This window comes from Mesorhizobium sp. B2-7-1 (assembly GCF_006440735.1).
Lineage (GTDB): Bacteria > Pseudomonadota > Alphaproteobacteria > Rhizobiales > Rhizobiaceae > Mesorhizobium.
In genome coordinates this window covers 1-15,601 of the sequence record NZ_VFUA01000085.1, presented here as the reverse complement: position 1 = coordinate 15,601, position 15,601 = coordinate 1, and the positions used below count along the sequence as shown (strand labels likewise).

18 protein-coding genes and 1 pseudogene are annotated in these 15,601 nt (G+C 64.5%); 11 read left to right on the top strand and 8 right to left on the bottom strand.

Annotated elements, in window-relative coordinates; all coding sequences use genetic code 11:
* Positions 1 to 123: 123 nt before the first annotated feature.
* The gene (locus tag FJ471_RS25310) at positions 124 to 597 is read right to left on the bottom strand and encodes a carboxymuconolactone decarboxylase family protein (protein WP_140807456.1); all 474 of its coding nucleotides are present in this window, start codon (positions 595 to 597) and stop codon (positions 124 to 126) included.
* Between the two features lie 135 nt (positions 598 to 732).
* Here FJ471_RS25310 and FJ471_RS25305 point away from each other — a divergent pair, with 135 nt between their 5' ends.
* The 3 genes from FJ471_RS25305 (at position 733) to FJ471_RS25295 (ending at position 3,032) form a co-directional block, all read left to right on the top strand.
* Complete coding sequence (locus FJ471_RS25305) at positions 733 to 1,347, top strand: TetR/AcrR family transcriptional regulator (protein ID WP_224668861.1); 615 nt, start codon at positions 733 to 735, stop codon at positions 1,345 to 1,347.
* A gap of 148 nt (positions 1,348 to 1,495) precedes the next feature.
* Positions 1,496 to 2,125 (top strand): hypothetical protein, encoded by a 630-nt coding sequence (locus tag FJ471_RS25300; protein WP_140807454.1) that lies wholly within the window; start codon positions 1,496 to 1,498, stop codon positions 2,123 to 2,125.
* Positions 2,126 to 2,183: 58 nt separating this feature from the next.
* Positions 2,184 to 3,032: a 23S rRNA (adenine(2030)-N(6))-methyltransferase RlmJ gene (locus FJ471_RS25295; RefSeq protein ID WP_140807453.1), complete on the top strand. Its 849-nt coding sequence runs from the start codon at positions 2,184 to 2,186 to the stop codon at positions 3,030 to 3,032.
* A gap of 15 nt (positions 3,033 to 3,047) precedes the next feature.
* On the opposite strand, the gene FJ471_RS25290 is transcribed toward FJ471_RS25295, so the two are convergent.
* Entirely contained in the window at positions 3,048 to 3,800 is a 753-nt protein-coding gene (locus FJ471_RS25290) for an AraC family transcriptional regulator (RefSeq protein ID WP_140807452.1), read from the bottom strand.
* Positions 3,801 to 3,982: 182 nt separating this feature from the next.
* On the opposite strand from FJ471_RS25290, the gene FJ471_RS25285 reads away from it, so the two are divergent.
* The 3 genes from FJ471_RS25285 to FJ471_RS25275 all read left to right on the top strand — a co-directional run bounded on the left by FJ471_RS25285 (position 3,983) and on the right by FJ471_RS25275 (position 5,382).
* Positions 3,983 to 4,405 (top strand): VOC family protein, encoded by a 423-nt coding sequence (locus FJ471_RS25285; protein ID WP_140807451.1) that lies wholly within the window; start codon positions 3,983 to 3,985, stop codon positions 4,403 to 4,405.
* A 29-nt stretch (positions 4,406 to 4,434) separates the two neighbouring features.
* A complete protein-coding gene (locus FJ471_RS25280; RefSeq protein ID WP_140807450.1) occupies positions 4,435 to 4,797 on the top strand; it encodes a DoxX family protein in 363 nt (120 codons plus the stop codon).
* 132 nt (positions 4,798 to 4,929) lie between these two features.
* A complete protein-coding gene (locus FJ471_RS25275) occupies positions 4,930 to 5,382 on the top strand; it encodes a hypothetical protein (protein ID WP_140807449.1) in 453 nt (150 codons plus the stop codon).
* Positions 5,383 to 5,537: 155 nt separating this feature from the next.
* On the opposite strand, the gene FJ471_RS25270 is transcribed toward FJ471_RS25275, so the two are convergent.
* The 3 genes from FJ471_RS25270 to FJ471_RS25260 all read right to left on the bottom strand — a co-directional run bounded on the left by FJ471_RS25270 (position 5,538) and on the right by FJ471_RS25260 (position 7,925).
* Entirely contained in the window at positions 5,538 to 6,788 is a 1,251-nt protein-coding gene (locus FJ471_RS25270; RefSeq protein ID WP_140807448.1) for an RNA polymerase sigma factor, read from the bottom strand.
* A complete protein-coding gene (locus FJ471_RS25265; RefSeq protein ID WP_140807447.1) occupies positions 6,785 to 7,189 on the bottom strand; it encodes a YciI family protein in 405 nt (134 codons plus the stop codon). The genes FJ471_RS25270 and FJ471_RS25265 overlap by 4 nt, the downstream gene beginning before the upstream one ends.
* 145 nt (positions 7,190 to 7,334) lie before the next feature.
* On the bottom strand, positions 7,335 to 7,925 hold the full coding sequence (locus FJ471_RS25260) for a TetR/AcrR family transcriptional regulator (RefSeq protein ID WP_140807471.1): 591 nt from the start codon (positions 7,923 to 7,925) through the stop codon (positions 7,335 to 7,337).
* Between the two features lie 103 nt (positions 7,926 to 8,028).
* Here FJ471_RS25260 and FJ471_RS25255 point away from each other — a divergent pair, with 103 nt between their 5' ends.
* From FJ471_RS25255 to FJ471_RS25240, 4 genes are all read left to right on the top strand, one after another.
* Positions 8,029 to 8,559: a DinB family protein gene (locus FJ471_RS25255; protein ID WP_140807446.1), complete on the top strand. Its 531-nt coding sequence runs from the start codon at positions 8,029 to 8,031 to the stop codon at positions 8,557 to 8,559.
* A 401-nt stretch (positions 8,560 to 8,960) separates the two neighbouring features.
* Positions 8,961 to 9,326: a hypothetical protein gene (locus FJ471_RS25250; RefSeq protein WP_181179718.1), complete on the top strand. Its 366-nt coding sequence runs from the start codon at positions 8,961 to 8,963 to the stop codon at positions 9,324 to 9,326.
* Between the two features lie 271 nt (positions 9,327 to 9,597).
* Positions 9,598 to 10,194: a glutathione S-transferase family protein gene (locus FJ471_RS25245; protein ID WP_140807445.1), complete on the top strand. Its 597-nt coding sequence runs from the start codon at positions 9,598 to 9,600 to the stop codon at positions 10,192 to 10,194.
* A gap of 190 nt (positions 10,195 to 10,384) precedes the next feature.
* Positions 10,385 to 10,759: a TfoX/Sxy family protein gene (locus tag FJ471_RS25240; protein WP_140807444.1), complete on the top strand. Its 375-nt coding sequence runs from the start codon at positions 10,385 to 10,387 to the stop codon at positions 10,757 to 10,759.
* Between the two features lie 95 nt (positions 10,760 to 10,854).
* On the opposite strand, the gene FJ471_RS25235 is transcribed toward FJ471_RS25240, so the two are convergent.
* The gene (locus tag FJ471_RS25235; protein WP_140807443.1) at positions 10,855 to 11,502 is read right to left on the bottom strand and encodes an outer membrane protein; all 648 of its coding nucleotides are present in this window, start codon (positions 11,500 to 11,502) and stop codon (positions 10,855 to 10,857) included.
* Between the two features lie 410 nt (positions 11,503 to 11,912).
* Between FJ471_RS25235 and FJ471_RS25230 the strand changes: the two genes are divergently transcribed.
* Positions 11,913 to 12,677, top strand: coding sequence for an SDR family oxidoreductase (locus FJ471_RS25230; RefSeq protein ID WP_140807442.1), 765 nt, complete (start codon positions 11,913 to 11,915; stop codon positions 12,675 to 12,677).
* 118 nt (positions 12,678 to 12,795) lie between these two features.
* On the opposite strand, the pseudogene pgsA reads toward FJ471_RS25230, so the two are convergent.
* Positions 12,796 to 13,194: pseudogene (gene pgsA, locus FJ471_RS25225) on the bottom strand (CDP-diacylglycerol--glycerol-3-phosphate 3-phosphatidyltransferase); the annotation flags it as partial.
* 476 nt (positions 13,195 to 13,670) lie between these two features.
* On the bottom strand, positions 13,671 to 15,601 hold a 1,931-nt coding region (gene uvrC / locus FJ471_RS25220; RefSeq protein ID WP_140807441.1), incomplete at its 5' end, for an excinuclease ABC subunit UvrC.

The following is a 15,601-nucleotide window of genomic DNA, read 5'->3' as shown; positions in this document are numbered from 1 at the left end:
TGTTCCTATAGAGCAGCCGCCGCAGCGAATCCATAAGCTTGGTTGGAGCCTCGATCGGCACGGTCAAAAGCGGGCGGGGTTCGGCCCGCCCGCTTTGCCGGATAAGCTATGCTGAGATAAATCTTACTGCCCGCCCATCTCTTTCTTGAACTGGTCGAAATCGACCTGCATGCCGTTGAAGATGGTGCTCCAATGGCGCGTCAGCGCCGCCATGGCGACCGCTTCCTGGATCTCCTCGTCGGTGGCGCCGGCGTGCTTGGCGTTCTCGGTGTCCGACCAGATGCAGTAGCTACAGGGGATCTGCGCCGCGACCGCCAGCGAGATCAGCGACTTCTCCTTTGGCGTCAGCGCCGTCTTGTCGCTGAGCTCGATGGCCTTGACCTCGGCCCACGCGCCGGGCAGACCGGCTTTCGGGAACTGTTTGACGAAGCTCGGCACGCCGCCCATCGTCGACTGGATGTCCTTGAGGGCGGCGTCATAATCATCGGCCCGGGCAGGGGTGGAGGCGAACGCTGCGGCAAACACGCCCGCGGCGGCGATGAGCGAGGCGGAACGAAGGCAGGAATGCACGGTTGAGACGATGCGAATGACTGACATGATGTTCTCCTCTGGTTTTTGTTAGCCTTACGATGTAAGGTGTGCGGAAGATGAACCTTACAGTGTAAGTTGTCAAGCGCGACCATGGATGCATCGAGCAAAAAAAAGCAGACCCGCGGAAAGCTTTCCCGCGAGATGATCGAGGGCGCCGCCTTCGAGGTGATCGAGCAGGAAGGGCTTTCCGGCTTTTCTATGCGCAAGCTCGCCGCCAGGCTCGGCTGCGAGGCGATGAGCATCTACCATCACTTCCCCTCGCAGGCGCATCTCTACGAGGCGCTGGTCGACCGGCAGATGAGCGGGCTTGTTATTCCCGACGACAGTTTGCCATGGCGCGAGCGGGCGCGGATCGGGATGCAGGAGTTCCGCCGTGTCGCCACCGAGCACCCGGCCTTTGCGCCCTTCATCGTCGTCTACCGCATGAACTCGCCGCCCTGCCTTGCCAAGCTGAACGCCATCATCGGCCTGTTCGAGGATGGCGGCTTCGGGCCTGAGCTCAGCGCCCGCCTGTTTCGCGCCGCCGGCTATTATCTGATGGGCGCGATCCTCGACGAGACGGCAGGCTACGCCAAGGGACCTTCGGCGGTCACCACCGTCAGCAACGAGGATCTGGCGCGCGACTATCCGAGCGTTGTCAAAGCCGGCGCCTATTTCGGCGCCGGCGGCTTCGACAAGACTTTCGAGCTTGGCCTGGAAATGTTTCTGGACGAGATGGAGCGGGTCCGCGAAGCTGCCCGAGACGAAAACCGCTAGAGCAATTCCAGGAAAAGTGTGAGCGGTTTTCCGTCCGGAATTGCGTCAAAACAAAGAGATAGAGCGGTTCGCCGTTTCCCTGAAGCGGTGAACCGCTCTAGTAAAAGGGGCGGCAGCCGTGCGCCGAAGAAAACAGCCAAGGGTTTGAATGCGCTTCCTCTCCGTCCTTCTCCTCATCGCCGGTGCCGCCATCGGCATCTTCTATCCCTGGGCGATGAGCAATTTCTCCGGCCATGCGATCGGCACCTACCGCGTCTATGAGAGTGGCCGCTTCCGTCCGGTCACGGTGCAGCTCGCCGCGGGCGACGCGCCGGTGCGGGTGCTGGTCGATCTGACCGCGCGGGCCGAGCGGGTCGCCGGCCAGCAGCGCACGGTGCTGACGCTGACCGCGGCGAGCGGCGGCCGCACGGCGCTGGCGTCGGCGCTCTCCTTCAACCACACCGACACTCCACGCCAGGCCAGCCCGCAGCTGCCCGACAAGATCTTCCGCGACGAGGCCGGCGTCATCGATAGGGTCACGCCCGGTCCTTACGTCTTCGCCGTCGGCCCCGGCGATGCCGACGGCATCGACATGCGCGCGGTCGATCTCATCCTGCGTGCCGGCACCGGCTCGATCGACGAACGCGCTGAGCCGGCCGGCTACACGCTGATGGGCGTCGGCCTTGCCGGACTGGTGCTGTCGCTGGTCTTCGGGCGCCGTGGCGGAGGCCGTCCGCAGAATCCCAATTCGCAGCCGCCACCGCCGCGCTGGGGCCGCAACGGCTCGCCGCGAGCATGATGCCGAAAACTGTGAAGCGGTTTTCGGTCGACATCATGCTCTTTGGAGGTAGGCGCGCATGAACTATCGCCACGCCTATCACGCCGGCAATTTCGCCGATGTCGTCAAGCACGCCGTGCTGGCGCGCCTCGTCGAATATCTCAAGCAGAAGGACAAGGCTTTTCGCGTCGTCGACACCCATGCCGGCATCGGCGGCTACGATCTCGCTTCGGTCGAGGCAGGCAAGACCGGCGAGTGGCAGGGCGGCATCGGCCGGCTCCCCGAAGTGACGCTCGATCCGCGAGCGGCGGCACTGCTCCAGCCCTATCTGGAGGCGGTGCGCGCGCAAAATCCCGACGGCGGGCTCAAGCATTATCCCGGCTCGCCGCTGATCGTTCGCCATCTCCTGCGCAACCAGGATCGGCTGACGGCGATCGAACTGCACCCCAGGGATGCCGCGCGGCTGAAATCCGTCTTCGCCGGCGATTTCCAGGCCAGGGTGATCGAGCTCGACGGCTGGCTGGCGCTCGGCGCGCAATTGCCGCCGAAGGAAAAGCGCGGCCTTGTCCTTATCGATCCGCCCTTCGAGGAGGACGGCGAGTTCTCCAGGCTCGTCGACGGCTTGCGCAAGGCGCATCGGCGCTGGCCGGGCGGCATCTACGCGCTTTGGTATCCGATCAAGGACCGCAAGGCGGTCGCCGCCTTCCGCGCGGCGCTGAAGGAGACAGGCATTCCAAAACTGCTCGACATCGCCTTCGAGATCCGGCCTGCGTCGGACGAGCCCAGCCTTGACGGCAGCGGGATGGTGGTGGTCAATCCGCCCTACACGCTGGAAGGCGAATTGAAAGTCTTGTTGCCCGCGCTCCACAAGGCGCTCGCTGTCCGGCAGCAGTCGCGCTGGTCGCTCGAGTGGCTGGCGGGCGAGTAGGGCGACCCGCGTTGCTTAAGCCAGCGCTGTAGGCGTCACGCCGGTCAGCCGCCTGCTTTCGCGGATCAGGTGCGCCTGGTCGGCGTAACCGGCCTCGATGGCGAGTAGAGCGGTCGAGCCTTCACCCTGCCGCTGCAGACGTCGGAAGCGATGGAAGCGCAGGATGCGATCGAGTGTCTTGGGACCATAGCCGAAAGCGTCCTCGAAACGCCGGCGCAGCGTCCGCTCGCTCATATGCAGCTGGCGCTGCAGGAATGGAACCATGGGCGTTTCCGGCGGCAGTCCCTCGTCCAGGACACCAAAGGCCCGGCCCATCTGCGGGTCGAGCGCATCGCGGCCTTCGGTGCGCATGCCGACGGTCTCTTCCAATTGCCGCAGCATGGCCGGCAGGTCGGTCGCAGCCTTGATGCGATCCGACAGTTCGCGGGCGCGCGTCCCCCATAAGTCCTGGAGGTCCAGGCGTCCGCCGACGATTTCGCTGGCTGGCACGCCAAGCCAGCCGGCGGCCGCGCCTGGCCGGAAGCGGAAGCCGACGATCACCGCGCCGGCCAGCGGCGTCTCGATCTGCGGCTCCTTGTCCGGCCCGGCCACGCGGAAGCGGCCGTCGATCCATTGCAGGTCGATCGTCGCGTCCGGCGTGATGACGATTGGCGGAACGACGCGCTCGTCCATGCGGTGGATCCAGATCGCACAGAAGGCATCGGCCAGGCCGCCAGCGACGGGCCGCTCGCGAAAGAAGCCGGTTGTCTGTGCCAGGACCGGTTCCATTCTGTCTCTGATCTGCTCCAGCAGGATTGCCGGATGGGTGCGACGGTCATTTTGGCCGAAATCTTCAATGCCGACCACGTCGTCCATGGCAAAACGGATGGAACTTCACGGCGCTTCACGCGCTCGCATCAGACCGCATCCGTTTGCGACTGTGGTCTCGAATATAGAAAGGAGTGAGAGAAATGAAAGCTCGCATCACCGTACTGACGCTTGGCGTCGATGACCTGGAGGCCTCGCTCAGATTCTATCGCGACGGCCTCGGCCTGCCGACCGAAGGTATCATCGGCCGCGAATTCGAGCATGGCGCCGTCGCCTTCTTCGATCTCGCCGGCGGCTTGAAATTCGCCATCTACGAGCGTGCCAACATCGCCTGGGATGCCACGGTGCCGCAAAGCGGCCGCAGCCCGACCGAATTGACCATCGGCCACAATGTCGGCAGCGGGGCCGAGGTCGACGCCGTGATGGCCCAAGCTGTCAAGGCCGGCGCGCGCGTGGTCAAGCCAGCGCAAAAGGCGTTCTGGGGCGGCTATGCCGGCTACTTCCAGGATCCCGACGATCATCTGTGGGAGGTCGTCTACAACCCGGCCTTCGTTCCTGAGGACTGAACGAAGTACATCATCGAGAGGAAGCCGCCATGCCTGCTCAAATCGTTCAAGCGCTCGGCGCTCTCCTCATCGGCGGCGTGTTCGTCTTTGCCGGCATCGAGCATTTCCTGAAATTCGGGGCGATGCGCGACTATCTGGCCGCCCAGAGATTTCCGGCTCCGGCCTTGATGCTTGCCGCCGGTTCGGCGGTCGAGGTCATTGCCGGCTTCCTGCTTGCCGTTGGCATGGCCCGGTCCTTCGCCGCCGGCGCGCTGATCGTCTTCACGCTGGCGACGAACTTCATGCTGCTGCGTTTCTGGGCCAGCGAGGAGCCGGAGCGCCAGGTGCTGCGCAATGCGTTCCTGATCAACATTGCCGTTATCGGCGGGCTGCTGCTTGCCGGTACTGGCTGATCAGCCGGCGGCCATCGGAACGAAGTTTTGCGGAAACCCCAAAGTCTCTTCCGAAAAACCTTTATTTCGCGACCGCTTGACCGCCGCCAAGCGAATCCGCACAGTGCGCGGAACTGACCTTGAGAGGCTGTCATGACTCGCTTCGCCCATTCCGCCCTTGCCGCGCTGGTTGCGCTGTCCACTCCTTTTGCCACTCCGCTGGGCTTCAGCCAGGCGGCGCAGGCCGCCGACCTTTCCGTCTACAGTGGCGACGATGGCAGCGTCTGCGGCGAAAGCTGGGTGCTGAACAAGATCACCGACCGCTTCTCCTATCAGGTGCATCACGTGCCGCATCTGCCGGACGTCGCCATCGCCGATTTCCGTAACATCCGCCAGCATCGCTACGAGCCGGCGAGCGACGAATGGCCGATCGGCCGCCACTACTGCCGCGCCACGGTCAACCTGTCGGACGGCCGCGACCGCTCGATCTTCTATCTGATCGAGGAAGGCCAGGGCTTTGCCTCGATCGGCGACAATGTCGAATTCTGCGTCTCGGGCTTCGACCGCTGGCTGGTCTATAACGGCCGTTGCCGCGTGCTGCGGTAGGCTGTGCCGATATTCAGGTGATGCCGGCCTGCGAATGGCGGCGCCCTCCGCTTCCGGTGCTCACGTACTTTAAGTACGCTCCGCTCCGGTTCTCGGACGCCGTCATTCTCGACTCGGCCTGACCTGAATCTCGACACACCCCGGCACTTAACTTCTTACGTCAGGCTCGGGCCAGCCCGCGCAAGCAGCAGCGCGCGCTCCCGCTCGTTGCCGGTCAGCTCGGCGGCGCGGCGGAATTCGGCGCGGGCCTCCTCCATCCGTCCGAGCTTCGCCAACAGGTCGCCGCGCACCGTCGGCAACAGATGCGTATCCTTCAGCCGCGGCTCGTCCCGCAGCGCATCGGCGATGGCCAGCCCTTGCGCCGGCCCGAACGCCATGCCGGCCGCGACCGCCCGGTTGACCTCGACAATGGGCGAGGGGGCCGCCAGCGCGAGCGCCTGGTAATAGGCGGCAATGGCGATCCAGTCGATGTCGGCCGCGCTCATCGCGCGGGCATGGCAGGCGGCAATCATCGCCTGCAGTTGATAAGGACCCGGCGTCGGCGTGAGCGCCATCGCGCGTTTCAGCCCGTCGAGGCCGCGCCGGATCAGCGACCAGTCCCAGCGCCCGCGGTCCTGGTCGAGCAGCAGGATCGGGTTGCCCGCGCCGTCGGTGCGGGCGCCAAAGCGCGAGGCGCTGAGTTCCATCAGCGACAGGAGTCCGATCGCCTCCGGTTGCTCCGGCGTCAGCGCCGCGAGCAGGCGACCGAGGCGCATTGCTTCGTTGCTGAGATCGATGCGCAGCCAGTCCGGTCCGGAGGAAGCGACATAGCCTTCGTTGAAGATCAGATAGATCACTTCCAGCACGGCGCCCAGGCGCTCGCGCCGCTCTTGCCCGCGCGGCGTCTCGAAGGCGATGCCGGCATCGCGCAGTGTCCGCTTGGCGCGCACGATGCGCTGGGCGACGGTAGCCTCCGGCACCAGGAAGGCGCGTGCGATCTCCGGCACCGAAAGCCCGCCGAGCATTCTAAGCGCGAGAGCCGCGCGCTGCTCGGCCGGCAGCATCGGATGGCAAGAGGTGAAGATCAGCCGCAACAGATCGTCGTCGATATCCTCGTCGAGCGCCGCCTCGATATCGGGCATCGCGCGCTCGAGCTCGGCGAGATCGACGGCCAGCTGCCGATGCTTGCCGTCGATCAGCACGGTACGGCGCAGCCGGTCGAGCGCCCGGTTTGTGGCGACCCTGGTCAGCCAGGCGGCCGGGTTATGCGGAATGCCGTCCCGGGGCCAGCGCTCCAGCGCCTGCACGAAGGCATCCTGCACCACTTCCTCGGCCAGTCCGACATCGCGCAGGGTGCGGGTGAGCCTGGCGGCGAGCTTCGGCTGCTCGATCCGCCAGACCGCTTCGATCGCCGCCGTGGCGGTCAACCCTTCAGCTCGTCGAACCCGTCGACGACCTTCTGGACGTCCTCGGGAAAATCGTTCATCTCGAAAACGCGCCGGACCTCGATGACGTCGTTCTCGCCGGCGGGGCAGCGGCGTGCCCATTCGATGGCTTCCTCGGGCGAGCGCACGTCGATCACCCAATAACCGCCGAGCACTTCCTTGACCTCGGCGAAGGGGCCATCGGTGACGGCCGGCTTGCCGCCCTTGAAGGAGACCCGCGCGCCCGATGACGGCGGATGCAGCCCGTCGAGCGCAAGCAGCACGCCGGCCCGCTTCAGCTCTTCATTGTATTTCATCATCGTCGCCACGGCTTCCGCCTCGGGCCTGGCGTCGGGAGCCGCGGTCGCGTAGCCGCCGGGGATCATCAGCATCATGAAACGCATCTCGAATTCCTTCGGTTGGTTGGTTGCGATGATACGACGAACGGGGAACGGCGGAATCGACAGGCGATGCGAAAATTATTGCGGCGCCGGTGACCGGCGAAGAGGCGCGTTGGCACACGGGCCGCCGCCAGCCGCACACGCTTGCTCAGGCTGCCTTGCCGCCCGATACGTAGGCCGAGATCAGCTCGACAAGCTGCTTCTGCAATTCCGGCGCGTCGAGCATGTTGCGCCGTGCCGCGTTGTGGATCACGCCTTCGACTGCCGAGGAGAGCACGCGCGCCATCGTCTCGGTATCCTTGCGGCGCTTGCGGTACTGCGCGACCGCCGCCGCATAATGTTCGAGATAGCGCGCCTGGAACGAGGCGTGCGCGGCGCGCGAGCCGCGGTCGCCCGGCGCCTCGTCGAGCAGCACCTGGTGCAGCGTCGGATGGATCGAGTGCGCGCCGATCATGCCGCGCACCAGCTCGCGCGCGAATTGCCTCAGCGGCTTCTCGTCCGTCGCCGCTTCGCGAATCACCGACAGCACATGATCGAAGTGACGGCGCCGGATCGCTTCGACCAGAGCGAGCTTGTCGGGAAAATATTGATAGAGCGAGCCGATGCTGACGCCCGCGGCCTCCGCCACCTTGTTGGTGGAAAAGCCCGCCCAGCCGAACTCGCTCAGAACGTGAGCACCGGCTTCGATGATCGCCTCGACGGTAGCGATCGAACGCGCCTGGCGCGGCTGCTTGCGCATGCGTGCGGCCGGCTTTGCAATGCGAGTAGACATGCTAGCCCGTCTCCCGAGAATATAAACAGGATACTCACATTCATTCCACCAACGCAAATGGGCCGCGAAGATGAGTGCCAAGACCTTGCTGAAGGGCATGCTTGCCCGTCAAGCCTGGGCGAACGATGAGCTCGTGGAGAAGCTTGCCGGGTTGGACCCGTCAGGCGATGCCGGGGAACGCCACGCCGCGATCCGCCTGATGAACCATATCCATGTCGTGTCGCGGATTTTTGCCGCGCACCTGAACGGGGTTGCCCACGGCTATGCGAGCGACAATACGCCGGACGCGCCCGAGCCGCGCGCGTTGCGCGTCGCCTTGGCCGAAGTCGACGGCTGGTATCTCGACTATCTCGAAACCGTTCCGGAGCAAGAGCTTGCCGCCCCGGTCGCCTTCACCTTCACCGACGGCGACCAGGGCTGCATGACGCGGCAGGAGATGCTGACCCATATCGTCTTGCACGGCAGCTACCATCGCGGCGAGATCGGCTGCATGCTGGCCGGGATCGCGGTTTCGCCGCCCTGGGATACCTACGCCGTCCATCTGCATCGGGCCGAACCGGCACGCCGCCTGCAGCGCGGGCGCCAACCGGCGGACGTTTGATCGCAGCGCCGGAATATGAGCTTTAAGCTCGCTTTATGCATCGCAAGCTTTCGTCGATTCGCGTGCCCGGTTCATCTGTAGATGTTTCTGCTGGACAAGATGAAGCAAGCGTTCGGCTGCTCACCCTCTATTGTGAGCAACGCGCTCACATTCCGATATAGGCTTATGCTATGGGCCGATGGTTGATCGGGCGATAGAAGCTGCGCGAAAATCTGTGGGCCGGGCCGTCACTTCGAAAGTGACAGATTCGCTCACAATTTTTCAACGAGATGCGCTTCGTGTAACCAAAATTCAATAACTGAAAATCATTGTGTTGCTTCGCTGGCTAGACAGTCGCGAGTCAGATATGCATAGAGACGCCGGGTCACTCACGACCATTGGCAAAACGCAAGGGGCATCGCATGGCAAAGACGACAACCAAGGCGCCGGCGGCGAAAGCGCCGGCAAAGAAGCCGGCAGCTAAGGCTGCCGCGAAACCTGCAGCAGTGAAGAAGGCAGCGGCACCGAAGGCAGCCGCCAAGGCTCCGGCCAAGGCAGCAGCGAAGCCGGCGGCTAAGGCTGCGGCCAAGCCCGCCGCCAAGAAGCCGGCAGCGAAGGCCGCGGCCAAGCCCGCCGCCAAGGCAGCGGCGAAGCCTGCCGCCAAGAAGCCGGCAGCGAAGGCCGCGGCCAGGCCCGCCGCCAAGGCTCCGCTGAAGGCCGCCGCCGCCAAGGCGCCGGCAGCCGTGAAGAAGGCAGCTCCGGCGAAGAAGCCGGCCGCCAAGAAGTGATCGCGTAGCTTCGCTCGCGAACCGCAATAGGTGAGGGCGGGTGCCACCCAGGCACCCCTCTCGCCAATTCGGTGTCAAGGCGAGCGGAGTCGGAGCGGACGCTCCTCCTAAAGCTCTCGGAAATTTTGCCGCCAAGCAAAACTTCCGGGAGCTTTTTCTTTGCGGGTGCACGCGCCGGCAGGATGCATTGGCCAATCCGGATTGGCCGGCTGGCCGTTGCCCTTCGGACGCGGATCGGTCAACAGTGCCGCAAACAACTGGGAACCCGATCATGCCGAAACTGCTCTATGCTTCAACATCTCCTTACAGTTCGAAGGTTCGCATGGCGGCCGTCTATGCCGGCATCGCCATCGACCTCGTGCCGGTCAAGACGGAGGACAAGCCCGCCGAGCTGATCTTGGCCAACCCGCTCGGCAAGATCCCGGTGTTGGTGCTGGAGGACGGCCGCTCGATCTATGACAGCCGCACTATTACCCAGCATCTCAACCGGCTGTCGAAGAACGCGCTGTTGCCGCGCAATCCCGACAAGCGGCTCGAGGCGGAGGTACTCGAGGCGCTTGCGGACGGCATCTGCGACTGCGCGCTGTCGATGGTCTATGAGCGCCGCACGCGGCCGGAGGCAATGGTCTACCAGCCCTGGCTCGACCGCCAGTGGACCAAGATCACCACCGCGCTCGACCTCATCAACGCCAACTCGCCGAAACTGCCGAAGAAGATCACCGCCGGCCACATGGCGCTGCGCGCGACACTTGGCTATCTCGCGCTGCGCTTTTCCGGCCAATGGGAGAAGGGCCGCAGCCGGCTCGTGCGCTGGGCCGCGCGGTTTGATGAGAAGTTTCCGGAATTGAAGGGCAGCGTGCCGGGGTGAGGCGCGCCCTCCTTCTCTCCTTGTGGGAGAAGGTGGGTCGGCGCGATGTGCGTCAAGCTGGAGCACCCCTCATCCGTCCGAGCTTCGCTCGGCCACCTTCTCCCACAAGGGGAGAAGAGGAAGATCGCACCGCCTTGAACGCCGCCCGCTTCCATGCTTGCCTGACATCACCCAAGTCGGAGTGGTGAGCATGGCAAAGCCCTCAACCAGTGTCGCGCCGGACCCGATGGTCGCACGCCTGCGCGCTGCCCTCGGCCGGCGCGCCTTCACCGAGCAGAAGATGTTCGGCGGCACCTGTTTCATGATCAACGGCAACATGCTGATCGGCACCTCGAAGCGGGGGCTTCTGGTGCGCGTCGGCAAGGGCGCGCATGCGGCCGCCGCGGCGCTTCCTCATGCGGGCCCGATGGAGATGGGCGGACGCTCGATGGAAGGCTATATCCGCGTCGCGCCCGAAGGCACCGCGATCGATGCCGATCTTGCCGGCTGGCTCGCTCGCGGGCTGGCTTTCGTCGAGACGCTGCCGCCGAAGGCAAAGGCCAAACCGCCGAAGAGGCCGAAATGAGGACCGATTGAGGGGCCCGCAACCCTTGTCGGTTTTCGCGGACACAAAAAAACCGGGCGCAAGGCCCGGCTTTTCCGTGTCGTGGCTTCTACGACTTAGAACTTCATACCGACGCCGAACGTGACGCGGTTGTCCGAAGACTTGACCTTGCCCGTGTCGCCGAAGTTCTTGCTGCCGTAGTCGGTGTAGCGATACTCGACGCGGCCGAACACGTTGTCCGTGATCTTGATGTCGGTACCGGCACCGGCCGTCCAGCCGAGCATGGCCTTGCTGTCGTTCACGCCGCTGACGCTGTCGTCGATCTTCTGGTTCTTAGCAGCGAGACCGCCCGTGCCGTAGAGCAGGATTTCCGGGGTCACGGCATAGCCGAGGCGAGCACGCAGCGAGCCTTCGATGCCGGTCTTGGCGGAAAGGCCATTGTCCGAACCCTTGGTGCCGTTGTAGCCGAGGTCGGCTTCAGCACCGTATACGAAGTTGTCCTGCTGCCAGTTGTAGCCGCCGAAAACGCCGCCGATGAAGCCCTTGGTCTTGGCGTCGACGCCCGGGGCCTTCACATGGCCGCCGAAGCCGTAGCCCAGATTGATACCGGCATAGGGCCCGGCCCAGGAAGCGACCGGAAGCTCGGCAACCGGGGCGGGAGCCGGCGGCTCTTCGGAAACGACGTCGGCCGCGAAGGCGGTGCCAGCAAAGGCGAACAGCCCGAGCGCAGCGGCAAGCGGCGCGAATTTAAGATTGGTCTTCATTGTTCTACTCCTTAAGCCACAAGACACTTAGGCTTGTTTGTCATGAAACGCCCCGGCCCGTCCGGGGGGATAAACGAGCTTGGCGTTCAACGGTTCCAAATGTCGTGCTGAAATGCGGCTGAAGCGAACCTGAACTTGGGTCATTCCCCGGCGCGAATGAGGCTGAAAGGTGACGTTGCATCTTCGCAACAGCGAATGTCAGCAGGCTAATTATGTTGCGCTGCACGCCGCTTGGTTCAAGGGGTCTTGCGACATATATTGCCGTGAACGGTGCCCCGCATCCGGCGGGGCGGACGCGTGTCCGGGCCGCTTCGCCACATTCCTGCCCTAGGTGGAAATGGCATTTAACGCTTGGCCCGTCATATTGTGCCGGCTTCCCGGAATCGTGAAGCCGATTGAGGATTGACAAGATGAGACAAGCCACGGCCGTCGCGCTGGTGACGGGTGGAGCAAGGCGGATCGGCAAGGCGATCGTCGAGGACCTGGCCGCCAATGGCTTCGCCGTCGCCATCCATGCCAACCGCTCCGGCAAGGAGGCCGAAGCGTTGGCAAGCAAGATCGCGGACGAGGGCGGCCGCGCCGCCGTGGTCGCCGCCGACCTCACCGACATGGATGCCGTCGGCGGCCTTGTCGGCCGTGCGCAAGCGGCGCTCGGCCCTGTCACGCTGCTGGTCAACAACGCTTCCCTGTTCGTCGACGACCGGGTCGAGGATTTCGACTGGCAGGCCTGGGATCGGCATTTCGCCATCCACGTGAAAACCCCGGCGCTCCTGGCGCAGACCTTTGCCCGCGCCCTTCCGCAAGGCGAGGAGGGGCTGATCGTCAACATCATCGACCAGCGCGTCTGGCGGCCGACGCCGCGTTATTTGTCCTATGCGCTGTCGAAATCGGCGCTGTGGACGCAGACCGAGATGCTGGCGCAGGCGCTAGGCCCGCGCATTCGCGTCAATGCCATAGGTCCAGGCCCGACACTGAAGAACAAGCGCCAGGACGACGATGATTTCGGCAAACAGGTCGAGGGCCTGATCCTGAAGCGCGGCCCGCAATTGCCCGAATTCGGCGCCACGATCCGCTATCTCTGGCAGGCGCGCTCGGTGACCGGCCAGATGATCGCGCTCGACGGCGGCCAGCATCTTGCGTGGCAGACGCCCGATGTGACAGGCATGGTGGAATGAGTCCCGCAGCCCAAAGACAGAAACGAAACGGCGCCGCCGACGATCTCCCGCCCGATGTCGATCTCGACATCGAGGACGAGGCGGCGGAGGAGCTCGTCGAGCCGGAATCGATCCCGGCCGGCACCGAGACCTTCAAGGCGGCCAGATATTCGCGCAGGCCCGAAACCAGGATCTCGCGGCACAGGATGATGATCGCCGCCCACAGCGACCAGCCGGCGATGCCGGCGTGGCGGTCGGTGTCGGCGGCAAGCAGGAGCAGGCAGGTGGCGACCAGCAATTTGTCGGCGATCGGATCCAGCATCTTGCCTATGTTGGAGGTCTGCTGCCAGGCGCGGGCAAAATAGCCGTCGAAGTAATCGGTGATCGAGGCGAGCAGGAAAATGACCAGCGCCGACCAGCGGGCGAAGTCGGAAGACTTCAGATGTCCCTCGAGAAAAAAGCACAGCACAACCAGCGGCACCGCGACGATGCGGGCGTAGGTGAGGATGTTCGGCAGGTTGAACGCGCGTTGTGCCATGTCGTCTCGGGAAATCTCCTCCGCCAGAGGTACTCAAATCAGAAGCCAATGTAGGGGGTCAACAGCCGAGATTCGATTGGACAGGGAAAAATGGCGTGAAGGTCGGCGTGAAGCACCTCTCTTGGCCCCGGCATCTCCATTCATGGCGCCTCGGCGCAGGTTCTTCTTGCAATGTCGAGAGTTGGGCAAAGCCCAGGCAACTTCGTCATCCACGGGCGGAGCAGGAGCGGAGCTCCTGCGCAGACCCGAGGATCCATGCCGTGATCTTGCGCGAGGGGTGGAGACGGTGCAGAACAGAGGCCGTTCTAGACCGCCGCAAAGCTCGTAAGTCACGGAATGGATCCTCGGGTCTGCGCCGCGTCGCTTCGCTCCTTGCTCCGCCCGTGGATGACGATGGGACGGGCGTCTGGGCCAATCGCCACGGTACAGCATTCCTCGCCACGCGGACACCATCGTCAAACTTTCGTGCCCGCCCCTCAGCTCTCATGAAAATGATTGTAGACCAGTTTCGCCACATGCTCGGAAATGCCGTCGACCTTGACCAGGTCCTCGACCGCGGCGCGGCTGACCGCCTTGGCGGTGCCGAAGGCGAGCAGCAGGGCGCGCTTGCGGCCGGGACCGATGCCGGCGATCTCGTCGAGCGGGCTCTTGATCATCTCCTTCTTGCGCCGCGCCCGGTGCGAGCCGATGGCGAAACGATGCACCTCGTCGCGCAGGCGCTGGACGAAATAGAGCACCGGATCGCGCACCGGCAGCATGAAGGAGTCCCTGCCCTTGACGAAGAAGCGCTCGCGGCCGGCGTCTCGGTCCGGGCCCTTGGCGATGCCTATTGCCATGACGCGGTCCTCGACGCCGAGGTCAGCAAGGATCTGGCGCACGGCCGTCATCTGGCCCTGGCCGCCGTCGATCAGGATGACGTCGGGCCAGGCCGGGAAGCCGCCATTGCCGGCGACCAGATCCTCCTCGCCGGCATCGTCCTGGACCACCGGGCCGGGCTGCTCGTCGCCATGCTCCTTGAGCAGCCGCGAAAAGCGCCGCTGCATCACCTCGCGCATCATGCCGAAATCGTCGCCCGGCGTGATCTCGGTCGAGCGGATGTTGAACTTGCGGTACTGGTTCTTGACGAAACCTTCCGGTCCGGCGACGACCATGGCTCCCACGGCATTTGTGCCCATGATGTGCGAGTTGTCGTAGACCTCGATGCGCACCGGCGGTCTTTCCAGGCCGAAGGTTTCTGCAAAACCCTTGAGCAGCCGCGCCTGGGTCGAGGTCTCGGCCAGCCTGCGGCCTAGCGCCTCGCGCGCGTTCTGCAGCGCGTGGTCGGTCAGATCCTTCTTCTCGCCACGCTGCGGCACCAAGATCGTAATCTTGCGGCCGGCATGGGTGGAGAGCGCCTCGCCGAGCAGTTCCTGTTCCTGCGCGGTCTGCGACAGAAGCAGCGTGCGCGCCGGCAGCTTGTCGTCATAGAATTGCGCCAGGAACGAGCCCAGCACCTCGGCCGGCTCCAGCGCCGGATCGGCCTTGGGGAAATAGGCGCGGTTGCCCCAGTTCTGGCCGGTGCGGAAGAAGAACACCTGGATGCAGGTCTGGCCGCCTTCCTGGTGGATGGCGAAGACGTCGGCCTCCTCCACCGTCTGCGGGTTGATGCCCTGATGCGCCTGCACATGCGAGAGCGCGGCAAGACGGTCGCGGTAGATGGCGGCGCGCTCGAAATCGAGCTCTTCGGAAGCCTGCTGCATGGCGGCCGAGATCTCGGTCTTCACCTTCTGGCTGCGGCCGGACAGGAAATCCTTGGCTTCTTCGACCAACTCGGCATAGCCTTCATGCGAGATCTCGCCGGTGCAGGGACCGGCACAGCGCTTGATCTGGTAGAGCAGACACGGCCGCGTGCGGTTCTCGTAGAAGGAGTTGGTGCAGCTTCGAAGCAGGAAGGCGCGCTGCAGCGAATTGATGGTGCGGCCGACCGCGCCGGCCGAGGCGAACGGCCCGAAATAGTCCCCTTTTCGCGACCGCGCGCCGCGATGCTTGTAGATGCCGGGCGAGACATGGTCGCCGGTCAAAAGAATGTAGGGGAACGATTTGTCGTCCCGCATCAGCACGTTGAAACGGGGCCTGAGCCGCTTGATGAGGTTGGCCTCGAGCAGCAGCGCCTCGATCTCGGTGCGGGTGACGACGAACTCCATCGTCGCGGTCTCGCGCACCATGCGGCCGATGCGGGCGGTGTGGAATCGCCCCTGCGCGTAATTGGTGACACGCTTCTTCAGGCTGCGCGCCTTGCCGACATAGAGCACGTCGCCGGCGGCGTTCATCATGCGGTAGACGCCGGGCTGGTTGGGCAGCCGCTTGACGAAGGTCTGGATCACCTCGGCGCCGACCATGCCGTCGGCATCGCCGGCATGCGGCGTCC

Coding starts and splice junctions, on each gene's coding strand:
- FJ471_RS25310 (WP_140807456.1), bottom strand. CDS start 597: ATGTCAGTCATTCGCATCGTCTCAACCGTGCATTCCTGCCTTCGTTCC.
- FJ471_RS25245 (WP_140807445.1), top strand. CDS start 9,598: ATGCCGAAACTGCTCTATGCTTCAACATCTCCTTACAGTTCGAAGGTT.
- FJ471_RS25300 (WP_140807454.1), top strand. CDS start 1,496: ATGCGCTTCCTCTCCGTCCTTCTCCTCATCGCCGGTGCCGCCATCGGC.
- FJ471_RS25240 (WP_140807444.1), top strand. CDS start 10,385: ATGGCAAAGCCCTCAACCAGTGTCGCGCCGGACCCGATGGTCGCACGC.
- FJ471_RS25235 (WP_140807443.1), bottom strand. CDS start 11,502: ATGAAGACCAATCTTAAATTCGCGCCGCTTGCCGCTGCGCTCGGGCTG.
- FJ471_RS25290 (WP_140807452.1), bottom strand. CDS start 3,800: ATGGAACCGGTCCTGGCACAGACAACCGGCTTCTTTCGCGAGCGGCCC.
- FJ471_RS25250 (WP_181179718.1), top strand. CDS start 8,961: ATGGCAAAGACGACAACCAAGGCGCCGGCGGCGAAAGCGCCGGCAAAG.
- FJ471_RS25255 (WP_140807446.1), top strand. CDS start 8,029: ATGAGTGCCAAGACCTTGCTGAAGGGCATGCTTGCCCGTCAAGCCTGG.
- FJ471_RS25305 (WP_224668861.1), top strand. CDS start 733: ATGATCGAGGGCGCCGCCTTCGAGGTGATCGAGCAGGAAGGGCTTTCC.
- FJ471_RS25275 (WP_140807449.1), top strand. CDS start 4,930: ATGACTCGCTTCGCCCATTCCGCCCTTGCCGCGCTGGTTGCGCTGTCC.
- FJ471_RS25230 (WP_140807442.1), top strand. CDS start 11,913: ATGAGACAAGCCACGGCCGTCGCGCTGGTGACGGGTGGAGCAAGGCGG.
- FJ471_RS25285 (WP_140807451.1), top strand. CDS start 3,983: ATGAAAGCTCGCATCACCGTACTGACGCTTGGCGTCGATGACCTGGAG.
- FJ471_RS25265 (WP_140807447.1), bottom strand. CDS start 7,189: ATGCGTTTCATGATGCTGATGATCCCCGGCGGCTACGCGACCGCGGCT.
- FJ471_RS25260 (WP_140807471.1), bottom strand. CDS start 7,925: ATGCGCAAGCAGCCGCGCCAGGCGCGTTCGATCGCTACCGTCGAGGCG.
- FJ471_RS25280 (WP_140807450.1), top strand. CDS start 4,435: ATGCCTGCTCAAATCGTTCAAGCGCTCGGCGCTCTCCTCATCGGCGGC.
- FJ471_RS25295 (WP_140807453.1), top strand. CDS start 2,184: ATGAACTATCGCCACGCCTATCACGCCGGCAATTTCGCCGATGTCGTC.